Annotated in this window: 16 protein-coding genes and 2 rRNA genes (1 of these 18 only partly in view); 9 read left to right on the top strand and 9 right to left on the bottom strand. The window is 46.4% G+C overall.

The features are described 5' to 3' along the window. From AB0L18_RS02800 to AB0L18_RS02785, 4 genes are all read left to right on the top strand, one after another. Positions 1 to 2,450, top strand: a 23S ribosomal RNA gene (locus AB0L18_RS02800); it begins 380 nt to the left of the window's first position. 125 nt (positions 2,451 to 2,575) lie between these two features. Next, positions 2,576 to 2,685 (top strand): 5S ribosomal RNA (rrf, locus tag AB0L18_RS02795). 216 nt (positions 2,686 to 2,901) lie between these two features. After that, positions 2,902 to 3,189, top strand: coding sequence for a hypothetical protein (locus tag AB0L18_RS02790; protein WP_367391065.1), 288 nt, complete (start codon positions 2,902 to 2,904; stop codon positions 3,187 to 3,189). 34 nt (positions 3,190 to 3,223) lie between these two features. Continuing rightward, a complete protein-coding gene (locus AB0L18_RS02785; protein ID WP_367388148.1) occupies positions 3,224 to 4,474 on the top strand; it encodes an IS256 family transposase in 1,251 nt (416 codons plus the stop codon). 59 nt (positions 4,475 to 4,533) lie between these two features. Here AB0L18_RS02785 and AB0L18_RS02780 read toward each other — a convergent pair whose 3' ends face one another. From AB0L18_RS02780 to AB0L18_RS02765, 4 genes are all read right to left on the bottom strand, one after another. Continuing rightward, positions 4,534 to 5,226 carry a hypothetical protein gene (locus AB0L18_RS02780; protein ID WP_367391064.1) on the bottom strand — a complete coding sequence of 231 codons (693 nt, stop codon included), beginning with the start codon at positions 5,224 to 5,226 and terminating at the stop codon, positions 4,534 to 4,536. Between the two features lie 151 nt (positions 5,227 to 5,377). After that, the gene (locus AB0L18_RS02775; protein ID WP_367391063.1) at positions 5,378 to 6,133 is read right to left on the bottom strand and encodes a succinate dehydrogenase/fumarate reductase iron-sulfur subunit; all 756 of its coding nucleotides are present in this window, start codon (positions 6,131 to 6,133) and stop codon (positions 5,378 to 5,380) included. An 87-nt stretch (positions 6,134 to 6,220) separates the two neighbouring features. Further along, the gene (locus tag AB0L18_RS02770; RefSeq protein ID WP_367391062.1) at positions 6,221 to 8,221 is read right to left on the bottom strand and encodes a fumarate reductase/succinate dehydrogenase flavoprotein subunit; all 2,001 of its coding nucleotides are present in this window, start codon (positions 8,219 to 8,221) and stop codon (positions 6,221 to 6,223) included. A gap of 35 nt (positions 8,222 to 8,256) precedes the next feature. Further along, complete coding sequence (locus AB0L18_RS02765; RefSeq protein ID WP_367391061.1) at positions 8,257 to 8,949, bottom strand: succinate dehydrogenase cytochrome b subunit; 693 nt, start codon at positions 8,947 to 8,949, stop codon at positions 8,257 to 8,259. Between the two features lie 392 nt (positions 8,950 to 9,341). Between AB0L18_RS02765 and AB0L18_RS02760 the strand changes: the two genes are divergently transcribed. From AB0L18_RS02760 to rnr, 3 genes are all read left to right on the top strand, one after another. Continuing rightward, positions 9,342 to 9,848, top strand: a complete 507-nt coding sequence (locus AB0L18_RS02760) for a hypothetical protein (protein ID WP_367391060.1) — start codon at positions 9,342 to 9,344, stop codon at positions 9,846 to 9,848. Between the two features lie 280 nt (positions 9,849 to 10,128). After that, positions 10,129 to 11,343: a hypothetical protein gene (locus tag AB0L18_RS02755; protein WP_367391059.1), complete on the top strand. Its 1,215-nt coding sequence runs from the start codon at positions 10,129 to 10,131 to the stop codon at positions 11,341 to 11,343. Between the two features lie 287 nt (positions 11,344 to 11,630). Further along, the gene (gene rnr / locus AB0L18_RS02750; protein WP_367391058.1) at positions 11,631 to 13,928 is read left to right on the top strand and encodes a ribonuclease R; all 2,298 of its coding nucleotides are present in this window, start codon (positions 11,631 to 11,633) and stop codon (positions 13,926 to 13,928) included. A gap of 26 nt (positions 13,929 to 13,954) precedes the next feature. Here the strand turns inward: rnr and AB0L18_RS02745 are convergent, their stop codons facing one another. Both AB0L18_RS02745 and AB0L18_RS02740 read right to left on the bottom strand, forming a co-directional pair. Next, positions 13,955 to 14,884: a T9SS type A sorting domain-containing protein gene (locus AB0L18_RS02745; protein WP_367391057.1), complete on the bottom strand. Its 930-nt coding sequence runs from the start codon at positions 14,882 to 14,884 to the stop codon at positions 13,955 to 13,957. 408 nt (positions 14,885 to 15,292) lie between these two features. Continuing rightward, a complete protein-coding gene (locus tag AB0L18_RS02740; RefSeq protein WP_367391056.1) occupies positions 15,293 to 15,979 on the bottom strand; it encodes a hypothetical protein in 687 nt (228 codons plus the stop codon). Positions 15,980 to 16,111: 132 nt separating this feature from the next. On the opposite strand from AB0L18_RS02740, the gene AB0L18_RS02735 reads away from it, so the two are divergent. Beyond that, on the top strand, positions 16,112 to 16,576 hold the full coding sequence (locus tag AB0L18_RS02735; RefSeq protein ID WP_367391055.1) for a hypothetical protein: 465 nt from the start codon (positions 16,112 to 16,114) through the stop codon (positions 16,574 to 16,576). A gap of 752 nt (positions 16,577 to 17,328) precedes the next feature. Beyond that, entirely contained in the window at positions 17,329 to 17,748 is a 420-nt protein-coding gene (locus AB0L18_RS02730; protein ID WP_367391054.1) for an Hsp20/alpha crystallin family protein, read from the top strand. 19 nt (positions 17,749 to 17,767) lie between these two features. Here the strand turns inward: AB0L18_RS02730 and AB0L18_RS02725 are convergent, their stop codons facing one another. From AB0L18_RS02725 to AB0L18_RS02715, 3 genes are all read right to left on the bottom strand, one after another. After that, entirely contained in the window at positions 17,768 to 17,908 is a 141-nt protein-coding gene (locus tag AB0L18_RS02725) for a hypothetical protein (RefSeq protein WP_367391053.1), read from the bottom strand. A 103-nt stretch (positions 17,909 to 18,011) separates the two neighbouring features. Then, positions 18,012 to 19,238 (bottom strand): LamG-like jellyroll fold domain-containing protein, encoded by a 1,227-nt coding sequence (locus AB0L18_RS02720; RefSeq protein WP_367391052.1) that lies wholly within the window; start codon positions 19,236 to 19,238, stop codon positions 18,012 to 18,014. Between the two features lie 81 nt (positions 19,239 to 19,319). Then, complete coding sequence (locus tag AB0L18_RS02715) at positions 19,320 to 19,622, bottom strand: YbaB/EbfC family nucleoid-associated protein (protein ID WP_367391051.1); 303 nt, start codon at positions 19,620 to 19,622, stop codon at positions 19,320 to 19,322. Positions 19,623 to 19,681: the final 59 nt, after the last annotated feature.

Genomic DNA, 19,681 nt, shown 5'->3' with positions numbered 1-19,681 from the left:
GTATCCTGAGTAAGGCGGGACCGGAGAAATCCTGTCTGAATCTAGCGGCACCATCCGCTAAGGCTAAATACTCCTGAGAGACCGATAGTGAACCAGTACCGTGAGGGAAAGGTGAAAAGAACCCCCAGAAGGGGAGTGAAAAGACCCTGAAACCGTGCGCTTACAAGCGGTCGGAGTTTCGATTTATCGGAATGACGGCGTGCCTTTTGCATAATGAGCCTACGAGTTACACCTTACTAGCGAGTTTAAGGCCTTCAGGGCTGTAGGCGAAGCGAAAGCGAGTCTGAATAGGGCGCAAGCTAGTAGGGGTAGACGCGAAACCTGGTGATCTACCCATGGGCAGGTTGAAGGTTGGATAGTCTCCAACTGGAGGACCGAACCGGTACATGTTGAAAAATGTTCGGATGACCTGTGGGTAGGGGTGAAAGGCCAATCAAACCAGGAGATAGCTCGTACTCCCCGAAATGCATTTAGGTGCAGCGTCGGATCGAGTGTGATGGAGGTAGAGCTACCGATAGGGCTAGGGGGCTTCACCGCCTACCAACCCCTGACGAACTCCGAATGCCATTACACTGCACCGGCAGTGAGGCAGTGGGTGCTAAGGTCCATTGCCAAAAGGGAAACAACCCAGACCATCAGCTAAGGTCCCCAAGTGTTTACTAAGTTGCATGAACGATGTGAGGATGCTAAGACAGCTAGGATGTTGGCTTGGAAGCAGCCATTCATTTAAAGAGTGCGTAACAGCTCACTAGTCGAGCGTTCTTGCGCGGAAAATACTCGGGCATTAAGTAAACCACCGAAGCTATGGAATCCGTAAGGATTGGTAGGGGAGCATTGTAGTTGGGCAGAAGCTGTGCTGTGAGGCATGGTGGACTGGCTACAAAAGCAAATGTAGGCATGAGTAACGATAAACAAGGTGAGAAACCTTGTCGCCGTAAGACTAAGGTTTCCTCGTTCGATGCTAATCAGAACAGGGTTAGTCGGGTCCTAAGGTGTAGCCGCAAGGCGAAGCCGATGGCAAACGGGTTAATATTCCCGTACCTGCTCACAATGAAAGTGACGGAGGCGTGTAGATGGTGCGTACTGACGGAATAGTACGTTGAACCACGGGTAACTGTGGGATAGTACAGGGAGGGCTCCGGTCCGAACTGATAATCCATTGAATCGACTTCCAAGAAACAGCGAGTGAAGCAGCCCGTACCGTAAACCGACACAGGTAGTCGAGGAGAGTATCCTCAGGCGCTCGAGTGATTCATGGCTAAGGAACTAGGCAAATTCGACGCGTAACTTCGGGAGAAGCGTCCCCACTCTAGTAGTGGGCGCAGTGAAAAGGCCCAGGCGACTGTTTAGCAAAAACACAGGACTCTGCAAAATCGAAAGATGAAGTATAGGGTCTGACACCTGCCCGGTGCTGGAAGGTTAAGGAAGGTAGTTAGGGGTAACCCAAAGCTATTGACTGAAGCCCCAGTAAACGGCGGCCGTAACTATAACGGTCCTAAGGTAGCGAAATTCCTTGTCGGGTAAGTTCCGACCTGCACGAATGGTGTAACGATCTGGGCACTGTCTCAGCCATGAGCTCGGTGAAATTGAAGTATCGGTGAAGATGCCGATTACCCGCAACGGGACGAAAAGACCCCGTGAACCTTTACTACAGCTTCACATTGTGTTAGGCTATAAGATGTGTAGGATAGGTGGGAGACTACGAAGCGGTCACGCCAGTGGCAGTGGAGTCGTCCTTGAAATACCACCCTTCTTATAGTTTGATACTAACTCCAGCAACAACTGGAGGACATTGTGTGGTGGGTAGTTTGACTGGGGTGGTCGCCTCCTAAAGAGTAACGGAGGCTCGCAAAGGTACCCTCAGCATGGTTGGTAATCATGCGAAGAGCGTATGAGTATAAGGGTGCTTGACTGGGAGAGAGACATCTCGATCAGGTGCGAAAGCAGGCTTAAGTGATCCGGTGGTTCCGCATGGAAGGGCCATCGCTCAAAGGATAAAAGGTACTCCGGGGATAACAGGCTGATCTCCCCCAAGAGCTCACATCGACGGGGAGGTTTGGCACCTCGATGTCGGCTCGTCACATCCTGGGGCTGGAGAAGGTCCCAAGGGTTGGGCTGTTCGCCCATTAAAGTGGCACGCGAGCTGGGTTCAGAACGTCGCAAGACAGTTCGGTCTCTATCTGTTGTGGGCGTAGGAATATTGAAGAGATCTGTCTCCAGTACGAGAGGACCGGGATGGACGAACCTCTAGTGTACCTGTTGTGGCGCCAGCTGCATTGCAGGGTAGCTATGTTCGGAATGGATAAGCGCTGAAAGCATCTAAGCACGAAGCCAACTCTAAGATGAGTATTCCATGAGGGTCGTAGAAGATGACTACGTTGATAGGCTATAGGTGGAAGTGCAGTAATGTATGGAGCCGAGTAGTACTAATTACCCGAAAGCTTCCTTTTTAAAATATAACTTTACTTGACGCTTTACGGTAGTAAGCCGAGTAGACTACAACTTTATCCCTTTTCTTGTCTATGTTTATCAATGGATAAACAAAAGAAATAAGCAGCGAAAGCTGTAAAGAATTATTGGTGGCTATAGCAAGGAGGTTCACCTCTTCCCATTCCGAACAGAGAAGTTAAGCTCCTTAGCGCCGATGGTACTGCCTTTAGGTGGGAGAGTAGGTCGCTGCCAATTTTATGAAGGGTCATTCGCACAACGCGGATGGCCCTTCTCCATTTTTAGCCCAACCATCAACCATCAACCATCAACCATCAACCAACAACCAACAACCATCTAGCCATTACCAAAACTCAACACGAAACGTGATTGGGTTTTCGTCGTTTACGAGGGAACTATATCTTTCCCATTCTAAATTATCCTCTTTAGTTTTGCAAAAAAAATAGAATACTTATGGATATCCTGATTGAAACCTTTGGTTGGCTGGGGTCGGCTTTATTGATATTAGCGTATCTGCTCAATAGCTTTAATTATCTAGCGGCGCAGTCATTGTGGTACCAGGCAATGAACTTTATTGGTGGAGCTTTATTAATTATCAACACCATATTTTTGGGAGCTTATCCTTCTAGTGTCCTGAATATCGTTTGGGTGATTATTGCGGGCATCAATATGCTACAAGCTAGCCGACAAGAGAAAGAAGTTAGCGAGCTAGAAGTAGTAAGAAGTAGGAGTATCCATTGAACTGTGTCTGCGTCAAAAGTAGACACATTTAATTATGTCAAAGAAAACCAAAAAAGAAGAGACTCTGTCGGATTTCGATTTTGAGTCATATCGCCAGCAAGTTATTGCGGGCCTAATTCAAGGTAAGGGATTAACAGGAGAAGACGGTCTTCTCAAGCCTTTGATTGCTAACTTTTTGGAAGGAGCTTTAGCGGCAGAACTAGAAGACCACATCCAAGGGGAAAAAGCCCAAGGTTTAACCAATAAGCGCAATGGGCAGCTATCTAAGGAAGTTCGCTCCGAGGCTGGCCCTGTTGAGATTCACTACAGCCGTGATCGTAACGGTAGTTTCGAGCCCTTGACGGTCAAGAAGCGGCAATATGAACTAGGCTTAGGTTTTGACAACCAGATTCTGGAGCTGTACTCAATGAGTAACTCAATCAGTGACATTCGGTTGCACTTAGAGCGTATGTACGGGGCTCAGATGAGCGACAGTCGTATTTCGTCTGTAATCAACAGCACTTGGGAGCGAGTAGAAGCTTGGCGAAACAGTCCCTTACCTGCGCTGTTGGTAGTGATGTTCATTGATGCGATCTATTTGGATGTACGTCGTGATGGACAGGTCAGCCGTATTGCCCTTTATGTTGTATACGGGATTACGGTGGAAGGAAAACGCGAGATCATTGCTTTGATTCCTGGTCAAGGAGCCGAAAGTGCTACAGAGTGGGCACGTTGTTTACAGCAGCTTAAAAATCGCGGTCTAGAGGATGTCCTCTACATATGCAGCGATGGTTTGACAGGTTTACGTGAAGTGATCGCCGAGACTTTTCCTTTAGCTAATATCCAGCGTTGTGTGGTTCACAAAATTCGCAATACCTTTAAGTTACTGGACGAAAAGGATAGCCGTCAGGTTTTACGTCAGCTTAAGGAAGTTTACAACGCTGTCAACGAGGCCGAAGCCCGCAGGAAATTGGAAGATTTCCAGGTTTTCTGGCAAGGCAAATACGATCTGGTTGTAGACTTGTGGCTCAAAGATTGGGATGATTTAATGAGATGTATGCAATTGAGTCCGACGCTGAAAAAGTTGATTTACACGACCAATGCCATCGAAAACCTCAACCGGGAAATTCGCCGGGTGACTAAGGCCAAAGGCGCATGGGTCAGCGAACGAGCTTTGCTTATTCAGTTGTTCTTAGCACTGGAACGTAAAAAAAACAGCTGGAATAAATCAGTAAGAACATGGAGTGCTATTCGACGTGAATTAACGCTAGCACATGGGGATCGATTTACCAAACATATTTCCTAAAGTTGCAGACACAGTTCAATGGACACTCCCTAAGAAGTTAAACAGGTGTCTTTGTTTAATTACAACTCTTCTTCCAACTCCCGCTTAATCGTCTCACTCGCTTCTCCAAGTAATTCATTAACAAGACCGTAGGCTCGTTCTAAATGAACTTGTATGATATAGTTTCTTCCTCCTTGTAAACCTCTGCTTTGATCGGCTGAAATGGTTCTTTTGAATAACTTGACGTTTTCAGTAACGTGGCCATCGTGAAAACACGCATAAGCAACCTCAAGGCTCACCCTGGATGGCCCAATTTCATAATGATTACTCATGCCAAATAGGAGAGGGATTGTTACTAAATATCCCTTGTTGTGATAAACCGTAATCAGTTCTAATTCGGTAATGTATACTCGAAGGGAATCGATATTTCGGTGAATAGTGCTATTACTTAATGTACCCAGTAACTGTTCTCGTAGATTATTTGCAATAGTAGTCTTTTCCTCATTTAGATAGAGGTGATGAAGGAAATCACTTTCCCATTCATTATAGAGTAGGAGAGGAATCACGCGATTTTTAATTTGTTCTCTCTTATCTGTAATAGAATAAGAGGTATCAAATTCAACGTCTATCTTATCGAGTAAGGAAACCTGAAAAGAATTAGGTCCGGAGTAAGGCTGTATAGTGGTTCTTTGAACACGCTTGTTAAAGGCGCTTGAAAGACAAGCACTGAGACTTAAAATCACTACAGTTACAAAGAGAAGTGTGTTTTTCATTAAGAGAGAGAACTTTCAAGAGAAGAATTATTACTTGACCAATATACAATTAATTCCAAAATAGCAAGGCCGATACCTACACACGGTAAGCATCGGCCCCATCTTTTCTATCAGTAGAAACCAAAGGATTCTACCTGGAAACTTATCAACTTTACGCCTCTCCCGAAGAAGTCAGCGCACTGCTCAAGTATTCCCGGTTCAAACGGGCGATATTGGTGACAGAGATGCCTTTGGGGCATTCCGCTTCGCAAGCTGTAACATTGGAACACATGCCAAATCCTTCTTCGTCCATCACGGCTACCATGCGCTGAGCACGGCGAGCTGCTTCCACCTCACCTTGCGGCAACTGTGCCAAGTGGCTTACTTTTGCACTTACGAAGAGCATCGCTGAGGCATTGGGGCAAGCAGCCACACAGGCTCCACAGCCAATACACTCCGCTGCATCCATCGCCAGAGAAGCTTGACCTTTCTCAATAGCGATCGAGTTGGCATCCTGCGCCTGACCCGTATTGACTGAAATGTAACCACCAGCCTGGATGATTTTATCGAAAGAAGAACGATCAACGGCAAGGTCTTTAAGCACCGGAAACGCTGAAGCGCGGAAGGGTTCAATAACAATGGTTTCTCCGTCCTTAAAGTGCCGCATGTGCAATTGGCAGGTCGTAGTACGGTACTGAGGACCGTGAGGATGACCATTGATGACCATACTACACGTACCACAGATTCCCTCCCGGCAATCGTGCTCGAAAACAACGGGCTCCTCTTTCTTCTGAATGAGGTCCTCGTTCAATACGTCAAGCATTTCTAGAAAAGACATGTGCTCAGTCACGTTATCCATTTGATAAGTAGCAAAGTGACCTTTCGCTTTGGCGTTTGGTTGACGCCATATTTTTAATGTTAGTTTCATTTTCTTTGTTTTAGCTGCAATTGTTAGCAATTCGTAAGGGATTAAAAGTTGGTACACTTACACCCTTACACTTTTCCAACTTTTACACTATTTATAAGATCGGGTCTTTAACTCTACGTTTTCAAAGACGAGGTCTTCTTTATGCAACACAGGATCTTGGCCGCGTCCGGCGTAAGCCCAAGCTGCTACGTAGGTGTACTCATCATCGTTACGAAGTGCTTCCCCTTCAGGCGTTTGGTACTCTTCGCGGAAGTGACCACCACAGCTTTCGTTGCGATTCAGTGCATCAAACATCATGGTTTCGCCTAGTTCCAGGAAGTCAGCAACCCGTAGGGCTTTCTCCAGCTCTGGGTTGTATTCGTCGTTGGTGCCAGGTACAAAGACATCCTTGTAGAACTCTTCCTGCAATTCACGGATCATCTTGATCCCCTTGTTCAGGCCTTCCGCATCACGAGACATACCACAGTAGTCCCACATGATTTTACCTAAGCGGCGGTGGAAGCTTTCTACCGATTGGGAACCTTTAATGTTCAACAATGTATTGATCCGGTCACGTACCTCACTTTCAGCTTTTTTGAATTCTTCCGCATTCGCGTCAAAGTGGGGGGTACGAATTTCCTTGCTCAGGAAGTCACCGATAGTATAAGGTAGCACGAAGTAGCCATCCGCTAGACCTTGCATCAGTGCAGAAGCACCCAGGCGGTTGGCACCGTGGTCGGAGAAGTTAGCTTCACCAGCCGCAAAAAGCCCAGGTACATTGGTCTCCAGGTTGTAATCTACCCACAGTCCACCCATAGTGTAGTGTACCGCTGGGTAAATCTTCATGGGCGTCTGGTAAGGATTCTCACCTGTGATCTTTTCGTACATCTCAAACAAGTTGCCGTACTTCTCTTCGATTACTTCCACACCCAACTCGCGTACACGGGCTGCACTGGCGTTTTCTTCACCATTGCTCTTGGCTTTGGAATGACCATAGCGCATAATCGCATCCTCAAAATCGAGGAATACGGCCAGCCCAGTTGGCGCAACCCCCAAACCTTCGTCACAAGCTACTTTTGCAGCCCGGCTCGCTACGTCACGCGGTACCAGATTACCAAAAGCAGGGTAACGACGCTCCAAGAAGTAATCGCGATCGCCCTCCGGAATATCATCGCCGCGTTTTTTGCCTTCGCGGATAGCTTGGGCGTCTTCCTTCTTTTTAGGTACCCAAACCCGACCGTCATTCCGGAGAGATTCAGACATCAGCGTTAGTTTCGACTGGTACTCACCGGAAACAGGAATACACGTTGGGTGAATTTGCGTAAAGCAAGGGTTGGCCATTAAAGCACCCCGCCGTACCGAACGCCAAGCCGCAGAAGTGTTACACATCATGGCATTGGTACTCAGGTAGAAAACGTTGCCGTAACCACCGGTGCACAGTACAACAGCGTGAGCAGCATGGCGCTCCAACTCACCTGTAAGTAGGTTGCGGGCAATGATACCACGAGCTTTGCCATCAATTTTTACCAAATCCACCATCTCGTGGCGATTGAATAGCTCTACATTCCCCAGAGAAATCTGGCGGCTAAGTGACTGGTAAGCTCCCAACAGCAACTGCTGCCCGGTTTGGCCACGCGCGTAAAAAGTACGGCTTACCTGCACCCCACCAAAAGAACGGTTGGCCAATAAACCACCATATTCACGGGCAAAAGGCACACCCTGAGCTACTGCCTGGTCAATGATATTACGGCTCACTTCGGCCAAACGGTGAACGTTGGCCTCCCGTGAGCGGTAATCACCACCCTTGATCGTATCGTAGAACAAACGGTAGATACTGTCACCGTCATTCTGATAGTTTTTAGCTGCGTTGATGCCGCCCTGGGCCGCAATGGAGTGCGCCCGACGTGGACTGTCGTGGAAAGTGAAGGCCTTGACATTGTAGCCCAACTCACCAAAAGTAGCAGCAGCAGCACTTCCGGCCAAACCGGTACCTACCACAATAATGTCAAGACGACGCTTGTTATTCGGAGCAACCAAAGGCATGGTTGAGCGGTACTGGGTCCATTTTTCGCTCAACTCACCTGGTGGCACTTTATTTTCGAGTTTCATATTATTGATTTTATAGTTTAACTACGAGTGTAGGGTTATTTGTTAAGAAACATCAGGATAGGAATAATAGCAAACCCTAAAGGGATCAGGATGGAATACACCTTGCCTACCAGTTGAATAAAGGGCGTATATTTCTTGTGGTTGATCCCTAAAGTCTGAAAAGCACTCTGGAAGCCATGCCACAGGTGAAAAGCAATAACAATCATGCTTGCCACATAAATCACTACATAGAGCGGATCCGCAAAGGCGGCCGATACCAGCGTGTAGAGGTCTTTAACTTGTTCGCCATCACCGTAACTGACCATGTCAACAGCACCCATTTTCATCTGCAGCCAGAACTGGTACATGTGCAAAAGCAAAAAGATCAGGATAATGGTACCCAACCAGCCCATGCTTTTAGCAATCGTGCCGTTGGTATTTACGGCGCGGGTTACCTTTACGGCATAGCCCTCACTACCCCTGGCAGTCCGGTTTTTACTCCAGATCGCAAGGCCCTGGATAGCGTGTAGCAAAATGAAAAAGTACAACCCGTAGGAAGTGAACTTAATCAACGGATTGGTGGTCATAAACTTGGCGTAGATATTAAAGCTTTCACCTCCATCGTTTGCCAATAATTGGAGATTTCCAAGTAGGTGGACCAAGAGAAACACAATCAGGAAAAGCCCGGTAAGGCTCATCAGCAGCTTGCGCCCGATGGAAGAGGTTAGGAATTGCGTAAACCAACTCATGTTTTTCGTTTTTCGTTGCCGAGGGCAATTATAGTTTAAAGAAGAATGGATGATTGAAAATTATTGACTACAAATCTACATTTAATAAGCGTTTTTCCCTAAAGCGAGTTTGCTCGCGTTATAGGTGCTTGTCTTATTTAGAATTATTCTAATCAATAGGGGCGTGTATTCGAAATTTCTGCCTTGAATGCTTGAGAAAAGTGTACTTTTGCGCCGCAAAAATAGATTTCCTGATGCTGGTCTCTTAGTGACGGAAGAAAAATAACTGATTCCATTTTTGATTCGCTAAAATTTTCTAAGCAAGCAACTAAAAGGAGCTTGCGTGAAAATATTCGCGAATCGTTGGAAAAAATGGAATAAGTTATTTCCGTCAAATTACTTAATCACACTCCATGGCGAAGCAAATAACCGATAAGCCGAGTTTCGAAGATTTTTTGAACTGTTTTCCTCCTGTAGAATTGCCGTTCACACTGGGAGAAGACACCCACATGCTTTTTAGCAAAGAGAATGATCCCATTCCCGGTGCGGTTGTTGCCGAATATATCCTACCGCTGGAAGGAGAGGAAGAAATGGACGAGGTCACCGAATACATTGCTTGCTTTGCTTTGCCAACAGCAAAGAATTATCACGCAGTCGTCTACTGGAAAGCTGGTTTGCTGAATTATGAGTACAAGCTGTTCACTTTTGATACCAAAGGCTATCTGATTGCAGAAAAAGTAATTGCTGGCACGACCTACGATGGCATGGAACTGACCCAGACCATGGCCGTGATTCAGGAAAACCTATTGATTTACCTGGTCTCCGGACAGAGCCAGTTGGTGAAGGAAGAATATACCGCAGCTACCAGTACGGCTAATCGACTACAAATTACAGAAGACGGTAAAATTGTAGAGTTGTAGTTGTTGGGCGCTACCCCGCAAAAGCGGGGTCGGGCTGTCCGCCACTCTCCCGCAAGGCGGGATCGGCCCTCCTGCGTCGGTCTGCCCCTTTGAGGCCTGGCTCCCATCCCTAGCGCAGTAGCGTCGTGCTTACGAACAGTTGCCTTTGGCTTCTTGGCCGGAAATAGTATATTTGTTATCATCCTCTTCTGAATCTATAGTCCGTCAAGTCAGCATTCACACCACGGAGTCGCCGCGAGGCGAAATCCGGCCTTGTAGGACTACAAACGCGCTGTACACCATGTTACGTAGTCTCTTTTTCTTCTTTTTCCTCTGTGCAAGTCTCACCTTGTTGAGTGCACAACGAAACCTTCCCGTGCAGCGGGTATACACCAATGGAGAAAAGGACAGTAGTCTCCTCGTTGTTTATCCTACCAAAATCAGGAAACACGATCAGTTATTATTCCTTGGTCGACCCAAAGACACCCGTCGTAAAAGCTTGGAGAGAGGCCTGGATCTAAAGAAGTTAGAATGGCTGATACACGAAAAAGATACCTTGGTCAGGGGGACATGGTACGACGGGCATAGCTGCCTTGGGCAACTGCTGTACCAGGGGGAGGTACAACTGTACCGAGTGATTGGGAAAAAAGAGAATTCCTATTTTATTCATCACAAGGGCAAGTCTTACTCACTGACGAAAGAAAATGTCAAAGAAGTAGGCTACCGTATTTTGCGCTCCAATTGTCAGTATTTTCGCCCTATGAGCATAGTATGGGGAGACCTGACGGCAATGGAAGTGGTCCGCCAATTGAATGAATGCTTGGACAGTAAGGAAGCTTATCCTATTCATAATATTCAGCCCGTACGTTTTCGAGTGAGTGCTGGTGTTGATTTTGGGAAGGAGAACAAAGAGAACAGTACCCTATTAAGCTTACGGGGCTATCCTGCTGAAAAACGCTTTGCGCTACACATGCCTAGAGCATCTTTGGTTTTGGATTACGCGCCGTTGAGGAAGTTTCCCTGGTTGTACGGGCAGTTGCAGCTCAGGAGCAGAAACTTTACTGTTCATCAGATCTATTACAGGCTATCATCACAAGGGACAGAGCTCTTCAGCATGAACAATCTTTATCTATATCCGGGAATCAACCTGGAAATGGCACAGCGCTGGTCTGTTCAGCCCTTCTTTGGTGGGGGTGCAAGTATTGTTTTTCCGCTGAATTTTAAACGCGTCATTGAATTCTCTAATCCAAATACTACAGCTCATAATCTTCCTGTTTATCAGGAGTTTAGAGGCGGACAGCGAGTTTCCACAGGACACTTTTTGCAGATGGGGCTAAGGATAAGGTGGCTTAAGCAATATAGTTTGTCATTTGCCTACCGCAAGGAACGTTTAGTGCAGGCCTTTAACGGATATCAAAAGGGCGTACTGTCCAGCAGCGTTCTTCCTACTGCTAACCCCGACTTGGCTCCAGCAGACTTGCGGTTTGTACAGGTTCAGTTTGCTTACAACTGGTAGTGCCTTTGTAGAAAAAGTACTTGCAACGGAACTATTCGCCATGCTGAAACGTTTACTCCCTGAACGAATAAACCAATTTTATAAATAATCCCCAAAAGACGGCCACTCCTTAGAACATTCCTTTCTTCTGGCCGGTTTCAATTACAGTTGCTCACCAGCAAATATTTCCTTAGCTTACCGTTGTGCGAATCAATAGCAATTTACCTGGCTCATCCCAGGGTAAGGCGGAGAATGAGAATAGATAATAGTATGCTACTTGTCGCAGCTGATTCAGACGAAAAAACAACATGACTAAAAACAAAAAAAAGCCTAAAATCAAAGGCAAAAAACTTAGCACAAAAGACTTACAACGCGCAGTATTAAGACTTTTTCAACGACACCCTGGCAAGCAGTACAATCCTCGCCAGGTGATTGCCAAACTAAAGATTACCAACAACAAGGATGCCGTTCAGTACGCTATTGAACAACTGGTAACCGACAATGCTTTGTACGCAAAGGACAATTTCAAGTACCAGATAAACCGCGAATACGTGGCCGAAAGTGATCAGAAAACCGCCGAAGGCAAAGTAGATATGACCCGTTCCGGGGCAGCCTATATTGTGATCGAAGATCGTGAAGACGATATTTACGTTGCACCTAAGAACGTAAAAAATGCCCTTAATGGCGATACCGTCAAAATCCGTTTCTGGGTGCCTCGTGGCAGAAATAAAGCAGAAGGAGAGGTGATGGAAATTCTACATCGTGCTACGGAGCACTTTGTCGGCATCCTCAAGCTGTTTCCTCGTTTTGGCATCGTTACCATCGAAGGCAACCAAACCATGGAGATTGCCGTGGATTTGGAAGAACTACAGGCTGCCGAAAACGGCGATATGGTAGTGGTGAAACTCCATGAAGATGCGGAAGTAAATAGCCGTACGACTCGCCCTAAGGGGATAATCACTTCCGTATTGGGGCAACCCGGTAGTAGTAACCTGGATATGTTAGCCATCTTGATCAACAATGGCTTTAATATCGATTTTCCACCCGAAGTGGTCAAGGAGTCGGAAGCTTTGAGTACGGAAATCACGGAAGAAGAGATCGAAAAACGCCGCGATTTTCGCGATACACTCACCTTTACGATTGACCCACTAACCGCCAAGGATTTTGACGATGCCTTGTCGTACCGGGCATTAGAGAATGGCCAGTTTGAAATAGGGGTACACATCGCGGATGTGAGCCACTACGTACAACCCAAAACAGCATTGGACGAGGAAGCCTACAAACGCTCTACCTCCGTTTATCTGGTAGATCGGGTTTGTCCGATGCTGCCCGAGAAAATTTCTAATGAGCTGTGTTCACTCCGTCCTCATGAGGATAAACTGACCTTCTCGGCAGCCTTCGTTTTTGATAAAGAAATGAAAATTGTTCGCCGTTGGTTTGGTAAGTCCATCATTCACTCGGATCGCCGTTTCACTTACGAAGAAGCCCAGGAGGTTTTGGAAACAGGCGAAGGTGACTACCCCGAAGAGTTGCAGCTGTTGAACAAGGTCGCCAAAAAGCTGCGTGAACGTCGCTTCAAGCATGGTTCCATCGACTTTGCTTCTGAAGAGGTGCGTTTCCGCCTGGATGAAGATGGTACCCCATTGGAGGTCTACGTCAAGGAACGCAAAGACGCCCACATGCTGGTCGAAGACTTCATGTTGCTCGCCAACCGGGAGGTTGCTGGTTTCATCGGTAAAAAAGAGAAAGCAAGAAATAAGACGATTCCCTTTGTCTACCGTGTACACGATGAGCCAGATCCCGATAAAGCATTGGAACTCTCCTTGTTCGCCAAAGCACTTGGTTTTGAAATGGACGTGAGCACCTCAGAGGCGATTGCCAAGTCTTACAATATGCTGATCCTCCGTGCCGAAACCGACCCCGCGCTGAAAATGTTGGGGCCTTTGGCAATTCGGACCATGGCCAAGGCTGTCTATACCACCAATAATATTGGCCACTATGGCTTGGGCTTTGAGCATTACAGCCACTTTACCTCACCTATTCGTCGCTACAGTGATGTATTGACCCATCGTATCTTCGAACTGAACTTACCCAAGGGTAGTATGCACATCGTCAACGCCAACGACCTGGAAGAAAAGTGTAAGCACATTTCTAACCAGGAACGAAGAGCAACCGATGCTGAACGCGAAAGCATCAAGTACAAGCAAGTAGAGTTCATGGAGAAACACGTCGGCGAAGAGTTTGCTGGTGTTGTAAATGGTATTGCCGATTTTGGTGTTTTCGTAGAGTTGACGGAAAGCCACTGCGAAGGCATGATTTCCTACGATAATATGGATCAGCCCTATGATATGGGCGATGGCCGGCTTAGTATTCATGGCCGCCACAACGGACAACAAATCCGGATGGGCGACGAAATCCGCGTCAAGATTCTGGAAACAGATATCAAGCGCCGCCGTATCGAGATGGCGCTGGTGGAAGGGCCTCAGCGGAAACCGGAGGAAGTAGGAGTGTCTTCAGGAAGACCACAAAAAAAGCCTTCATTCCCGCGCAAGTCAGACCGAAACAATGACAAAGGCCGTCGTCGGACGGGCAATCGCAAGAAGTAGGCGCTTACATTAAGCATCATCTGCAATCACCTTTTCTGCTTGATAACCTTTTGCATCAAGCGACTATCTCCTTGGTGAATACTGATAAAGTAGGTGCCAGGGAGACAGTTTTTTAAGTCTATGCTTGTTCTTTGGTGAACGTCTTTTTGTACGAACAGTTGACGGCCTATCAGATCATAGAGCGTGATGGAAAACGTTCCTTCTGCCTCAATAATGACTTCATCCGTAAAAGGATTAGGAAAGATGCTTACTTCGGAGGTATTTAGCTCCTGCGCTAGCCCCACAATCATATCACACTGACCATCGTCCGTGAAAAACGGAAAAGAACCGTCAATGGGAGAGTCGAAACACCTCAGTCCTCTAAAGTAATCGTGGATAGTGAAACAAAAATCTTCTTTCAAAAAGTAGAAATGATCAATGCAGCCGATACCTTCGTAGATGGTAAAAACATATCCTCCTAAATTTTCACTCTCTAATGAAACGTGTTGCACCTTTAGAGAAAGGTTGTTGATCTCTACGTAAGAGACAGAATCAACAATGACGGAAAAGGTATCTGCTGGACAGTTTTGGTTGTCTAAACCTCCACAAAAGTAAGGGACCTGCCAGGATTCGCCAGCGTTTTTATTGAAATCATAAAGCAATTCAAAGTTAGCAGTGTGTCTGTTCCAATGGTAGACTTGACCATTGTCTTCGTAGACGTAATCGTACATGACGTAATCTTCCCCACATTGCCAGCTCAAATTAGACCCGCCAAGCTTACGGCAGGTTTGCCCTTCAATGATGGTGTCACTCAGGACATTCATGGTGATAATATATGGGAAAAACGGGCCTTCGTTATTGTTTTGGTATTCTCCCCAATAGTAGTAATTGGAGCCCACAGGCGCAAATTGTATTTGAGCGGAAAGGAAAATGCTAAATGCGAAGAGCGTGAATAACAGAAAGAGTGTCCTTTTCATTGAGCTGCGTTTTAGGAATACATTTAGAGGCTATTTCGTCAAGATTGACGAAGATCGAATCTATACCCGTTACTAAGTGGTCTGGGACATTCTCACTTGTCCTTTTCTACTCTGACTGCGTTAAAAAGTCTCGCCGAAGCTTAGGCTTCGCCTACGTTTTTCGCCTTGTCAGAACAGAAAATGACGTTGCGATAATATTCCCAAACCACTTAGTGCCGGGTAATTTAAGCAAAAAAATGCAAACGCCCGCTGTGGAGATGATCCGACAGCGGGCGTTGTTGTTTGAGAGTAGTTTGCTTTATCAGCAGCAAATATTTCTATAATCAAGAAAGATTATTGGCCTATTTGTAAGTAAGACTCCCTATCCGTTGAAAACGCTGCCCGGGTGGTGTTTTTTTAGAAAAAAAACTATAATTCTTCGGCTACAAAGCACCCAAAGTCAAAAGCTAGCAAGAGGCTTTCTTCCTGATAGTGCTCGGGGCGTAATCTTTGTTGGTGAGCAGCCAGTAAAGCAGGTTCCTTCTGGATGAAATTTTGCAAGGTTCGCATCAGCTTCACGTGGCGCGGAAAGTCTCCTGCCAGGGGAACATTAGCTGCTCCTAATTTTTGCAATAGTGCCCTTTGTCGGTCAGCATCGTAAGGGGCGTAGCGTGCTGGATATTGGAAGCTGAGGTAGAGAGAGATGATCCCGTAACCATCGTCGTGGTAATGACTATTGTCTTTCTTTGCCGGGTATTGCTGCTGGTATTCCTGCAATAGCTGGTCGCAATAAAAGACGAAGCGATCAGCTCGGGCGTGTGCGTCCTTCTCTTCATTGAAAAGATCGGTAAACATGCTGTGGATAAAATAATGATCCATGGCGATGAAGGCGAGCAGCATTCGTTTTGGGTCGTAAGCCTCTCTGTTCCACAGCCGACGAGTGGTACTGTTTTGCAAGGATTGGTCGTACATCTGAGCAAAATCAGTAGTGTCACTGTCCCAGTGTTGTTGCCAAATGGCTTGGCTTTCCCAGTAGTAGAGACGCTTTTCTGCCGCTTGGCTATTTAGCCACTCGGTGTATTGTCCGAGGAAGTCTTTTAGTTTGTGGAGTTGCATGAGGGCAAAGGTAAGCGTTGGCTGCTCATTCGTACAAATACATTCATGTATTTATACGAATGAATAGGATGATGACTTTGCGTACCCAACGCTATTGCCTTTCGATCACGTCTTACTAAGAAAACTTACTAAATGAAATACTTACTCCTTTGCTTTTTCCCCCTCTTGTTCCTCTTGTCTTGTGATGATGATGAGCAACTTACTACCAATAGTAAGGAAGATTACCTGATTTTTGGCCGCTATGGATTTCAATGTTTTGGCAACTGTATCACCGTCTACAAATTGCAGGCTGGGCAGTTGTTTGCCGATGATTTGGAATACGGTTTTCCAGAAGCTGACGACTTCCAGACGACGCCTTTAAGTGATGCACAGTTTCAAATGGCAGAAGTACTCTCCGATGAATTTCCAGAAGAACTATTGGAAACCGAGCAGCGGATTTTTGGTTGTCCCGACTGTGCGGATCAAGGTGGCTTCTATCTGTCACTAAAGAGAAATGGTACCGTCACCACTTGGCAGATTGATACCGATGATGTGGACCAAACGCCGGGAATCTTAGCCTACAAGGCGCGAATTGCGGAGGTGTTAGAGGCTTTGTAGGAAAGAGCTTTTTCCGAAGTCGGAAGTGGGGCCCGATCGCGATCGGGAGGAAGTCGGAATTATTAGGATCACCTAGTGACGAGCTCTCCCCTTGGTCCTCGTGTGCCCCACTACTTTCGCTTTCCGACTTCAGATCTCCGACTTTTACTCGAATCGTATGATCGCACTGGTACGATCAGCGGGCTTTCTCCTGCTCCAACATTTGGAGTACTGCAGATACCATTGCTGCATATTCAGGAGCAATAGTTTCTTGTTCAAAGTAGTGGTTTTCTAATGCGCTAGCGCTGACGCTGGTCTTGAAAAAGGTAAGTAATACTTGTAATGGGAAAGATCGCCCCAAGTATATAGTGCCGATCCGTGGTAAGGGCCTAATGCTTCCCAGTTTAACAAATGTAGGGGCTGTGTTGCTAGCCTTATTACATCTTCCTCGTTGATGCAACCGCAATCACAGTGTTGAATGCCTTGGGGCGAGTATTGGCTGAACGCCTGGTAAAGTTTACTGACAACATCTTGCATATCCACAATTGAACATTTTGGGTTTAAAGGTAGAAAACGGTGGTGTTAATAAAGTGTAACTGTCTTTTTGTCATTGCAAACCAAGGTGAACTGCCTTTGTGTCATGTATCTTTGTCGATTTGACAAACTTTTCCCTGTTTTGGTCCACTGGCATATCCTTTGCATAATCTTAGGTGTAACTGAGATGATCCTGGATCACCTCCAAATTAACTTAAAAAACCAAAACATAATTAATCATGGGACTTGTAAGATTCAATCCAAGCTTAGCAAACCGTGTTTTTGACGATTTCTTCAACACCGTACCAGCCCGCACCAATTTCGGAGGTACTTTGCCTGCCGTAAACGTGAAAGAAACGGAGGAGGACTACCAAGTGGAATTAGCTGTTCCCGGTCTTAAAAAAGAAGACTTCAAGGTAGAAATCAACGAAGGTGTGCTGACGATTTCCGCAGAGCGCAAAACGGAGAACGAAGAAAAGAAGGAAGGCTACACGCGTCGTGAATTTAGCTACACCAACTTTACACGTCGGTTTACTTTGCCAGAAACGGCTGATGAGAACAACATCAGTGCCAGCTACAATGATGGTATCTTGGCGATCAATTTGCCTAAGAAAGAAGAGGCTAAACCTCAGCCAGCACGCCTGATTGAGATTGGCTAAATCTCACTGTATTAGGTGCTTAGTGCAGGGTGTAAGGATTAGATTTACCTGGCTGTGCAGAGTCCGTCTGGCCACCGGACAGGTAGACAGGTACGCTGATGATCTGTGGTGATTGTCGCCGACCCTTAAAATAGATGTTATACCAAGTACTTTGTACCAAAAAAAAATGGGTTTTCCGTCGATCTGACGGAATGGAGATCATAGGGTTTGCACACCCTGGGTTGGTGAAAGCCAGCTCAGGGTGTTTTTCTTTACAAGAACTGCTAGCGAATAACCGTCACCGTTCCCGTCTCCGTAATTTCTTCACCGCTACAGCGGTAGGCGATGCGCCATAGGAATACACCAGGGTTAACGGCCTCGTTTTTGTAAGTGGCGTCCCATTTTTCAAATGGATCATTCGTGCTGAAAACCACTCCGCCCCAGCGGTCAAAGATTTCAAAAGAAATAAGATCACTGATGGCGAAAGGATTACTTAGGCCATAAGTGTCATTGAGGTTGTCAAAGTTGGGCGTGAATGCTTTCGCGAGTGCCGCTTCGCAAGGCAGGGTGTTTGGGTCAACCACTGTCATCCGAAACGAATCTACTGCTACACAAGTAGACACTTGATCGCTAATGGCTACGGTGTAAACAAAATTACCAGGGGTAAGGGCATCAATGAATGGCTCAGCATCGTTGGGGCTAGTGACATTGTCTACCGGTGTCCAACTGAAATTGGTGCCACAGGTAGTATTGAGAGCTACTTGCAGCGAATTTCCTTGGAAGACAATCGTGTCATTGGTCAGTATTTTGTCTGGTGCGCCGTACAAGCCTTCTACTTCATCGTCATCCAGGGCACGATTATAAATCCTTACTTCGTCGATAAGTCCCGAAAAAGGCGTTTCTATTCCTCCAATACAGTCCGCTCCACCAATATAAAGTGCGCCTTCGGTTTCGAGGTTGATACGGCTAGCAGTGCCCAGACTGGAGATGAACTTTCCGTTGATAAATACTTTTACCCTCAGGTTGTCACGCACTACGGTCAATTGTTGCCAACAAGCACCATTATTGACCAGGTTGATAATATTGACATCTTTATCTTCATCCTGTGCCAAAAAAGTATTGAGGGTTTTTGAGCCGGGAACGTATCGGATGCTCAGCTCACGCGGGTTGGTACAAGCAGTATCTCGCTTAGAGAATAGGTACTGGGTGCCGTTGATACCAATAGGTTTGAAATAAAAGCTCACCGTGAAATCTTCCCGGTCAAATTCACCCGCAACGTTAGCTGTATTAGGGATACGCACCTGGTCATTGGCACCATCGAGAAGGAGCGCTTGCCCTGCTACTCCACAAGAGTAAGTGGGGGTACCCACAGCTATACCAGTATTGGAAGTATTGCCAGTACGATCAATCAGATCGCCATCAAAGGAATAATACCCCACCAGGCCCACGGTAGTTTGAGCGTGTAGGGAACCAACAAAAAGCAATAGTAAACTTAGCGTCCGAAAGGTCATAAGGAAATGGTCTAAATGTGGGGCAAAATTAACAATTCCTGAACGACCAAGGTAGCGGTTTAAGTATGATCTGTGTTTTATTTAGCCAAACATACCGCCTAAGCCACCGGGAAGCATGTTTTGCAACAGTGACTGACTTTCTGAAGCTTCTAACTGTGCCGCCAGTTCTAGTGAGCGGTTAGTGGCCACCAAGAGTAAGTCTTCCAAGCCCTCGGCATCCTCCAAAATACTTGGGTCAATACTGATGTTCGTGATTTCGCGCGCGCCATTGGCCGTTACTTTTACCAGGCCATCACCCGCTTCACCAGTCACGTGCATGGTGCGTAGCTTCTCTTTCATTTTGGCCTGCATCTCTTCCATCTGGCCCATCATGTCTCCAAACATAATTGCTGTTATTTTTTTGCAAATGTAACACTTAAAAAGTGGGAGCTGTTCATTCATGG

Source organism: Lewinella sp. LCG006 (assembly GCF_040784935.1).
GTDB lineage: Bacteria > Bacteroidota > Bacteroidia > Chitinophagales > Saprospiraceae > Lewinella.
This window is presented reverse-complemented; position numbering and strand designations above follow the sequence as displayed.

Bases quoted from the DNA above. Each gene is read 5' to 3' on its own strand.
- AB0L18_RS02790 (WP_367391065.1), top strand. From the start codon at position 2,902: ATGGATATCCTGATTGAAACCTTTGGTTGGCTGGGGTCGGCTTTATTG.
- AB0L18_RS02785 (WP_367388148.1), top strand. From the start codon at position 3,224: ATGTCAAAGAAAACCAAAAAAGAAGAGACTCTGTCGGATTTCGATTTT.
- AB0L18_RS02780 (WP_367391064.1), bottom strand. From the start codon at position 5,226: ATGAAAAACACACTTCTCTTTGTAACTGTAGTGATTTTAAGTCTCAGT.
- AB0L18_RS02775 (WP_367391063.1), bottom strand. From the start codon at position 6,133: ATGAAACTAACATTAAAAATATGGCGTCAACCAAACGCCAAAGCGAAA.
- AB0L18_RS02770 (WP_367391062.1), bottom strand. From the start codon at position 8,221: ATGAAACTCGAAAATAAAGTGCCACCAGGTGAGTTGAGCGAAAAATGG.
- AB0L18_RS02765 (WP_367391061.1), bottom strand. From the start codon at position 8,949: ATGAGTTGGTTTACGCAATTCCTAACCTCTTCCATCGGGCGCAAGCTG.
- AB0L18_RS02760 (WP_367391060.1), top strand. From the start codon at position 9,342: ATGGCGAAGCAAATAACCGATAAGCCGAGTTTCGAAGATTTTTTGAAC.
- AB0L18_RS02755 (WP_367391059.1), top strand. From the start codon at position 10,129: ATGTTACGTAGTCTCTTTTTCTTCTTTTTCCTCTGTGCAAGTCTCACC.
- rnr (WP_367391058.1), top strand. From the start codon at position 11,631: ATGACTAAAAACAAAAAAAAGCCTAAAATCAAAGGCAAAAAACTTAGC.
- AB0L18_RS02745 (WP_367391057.1), bottom strand. From the start codon at position 14,884: ATGAAAAGGACACTCTTTCTGTTATTCACGCTCTTCGCATTTAGCATT.
- AB0L18_RS02740 (WP_367391056.1), bottom strand. From the start codon at position 15,979: ATGCAACTCCACAAACTAAAAGACTTCCTCGGACAATACACCGAGTGG.
- AB0L18_RS02735 (WP_367391055.1), top strand. From the start codon at position 16,112: ATGAAATACTTACTCCTTTGCTTTTTCCCCCTCTTGTTCCTCTTGTCT.
- AB0L18_RS02730 (WP_367391054.1), top strand. From the start codon at position 17,329: ATGGGACTTGTAAGATTCAATCCAAGCTTAGCAAACCGTGTTTTTGAC.
- AB0L18_RS02720 (WP_367391052.1), bottom strand. From the start codon at position 19,238: ATGACCTTTCGGACGCTAAGTTTACTATTGCTTTTTGTTGGTTCCCTA.
- AB0L18_RS02715 (WP_367391051.1), bottom strand. From the start codon at position 19,622: ATGTTTGGAGACATGATGGGCCAGATGGAAGAGATGCAGGCCAAAATG.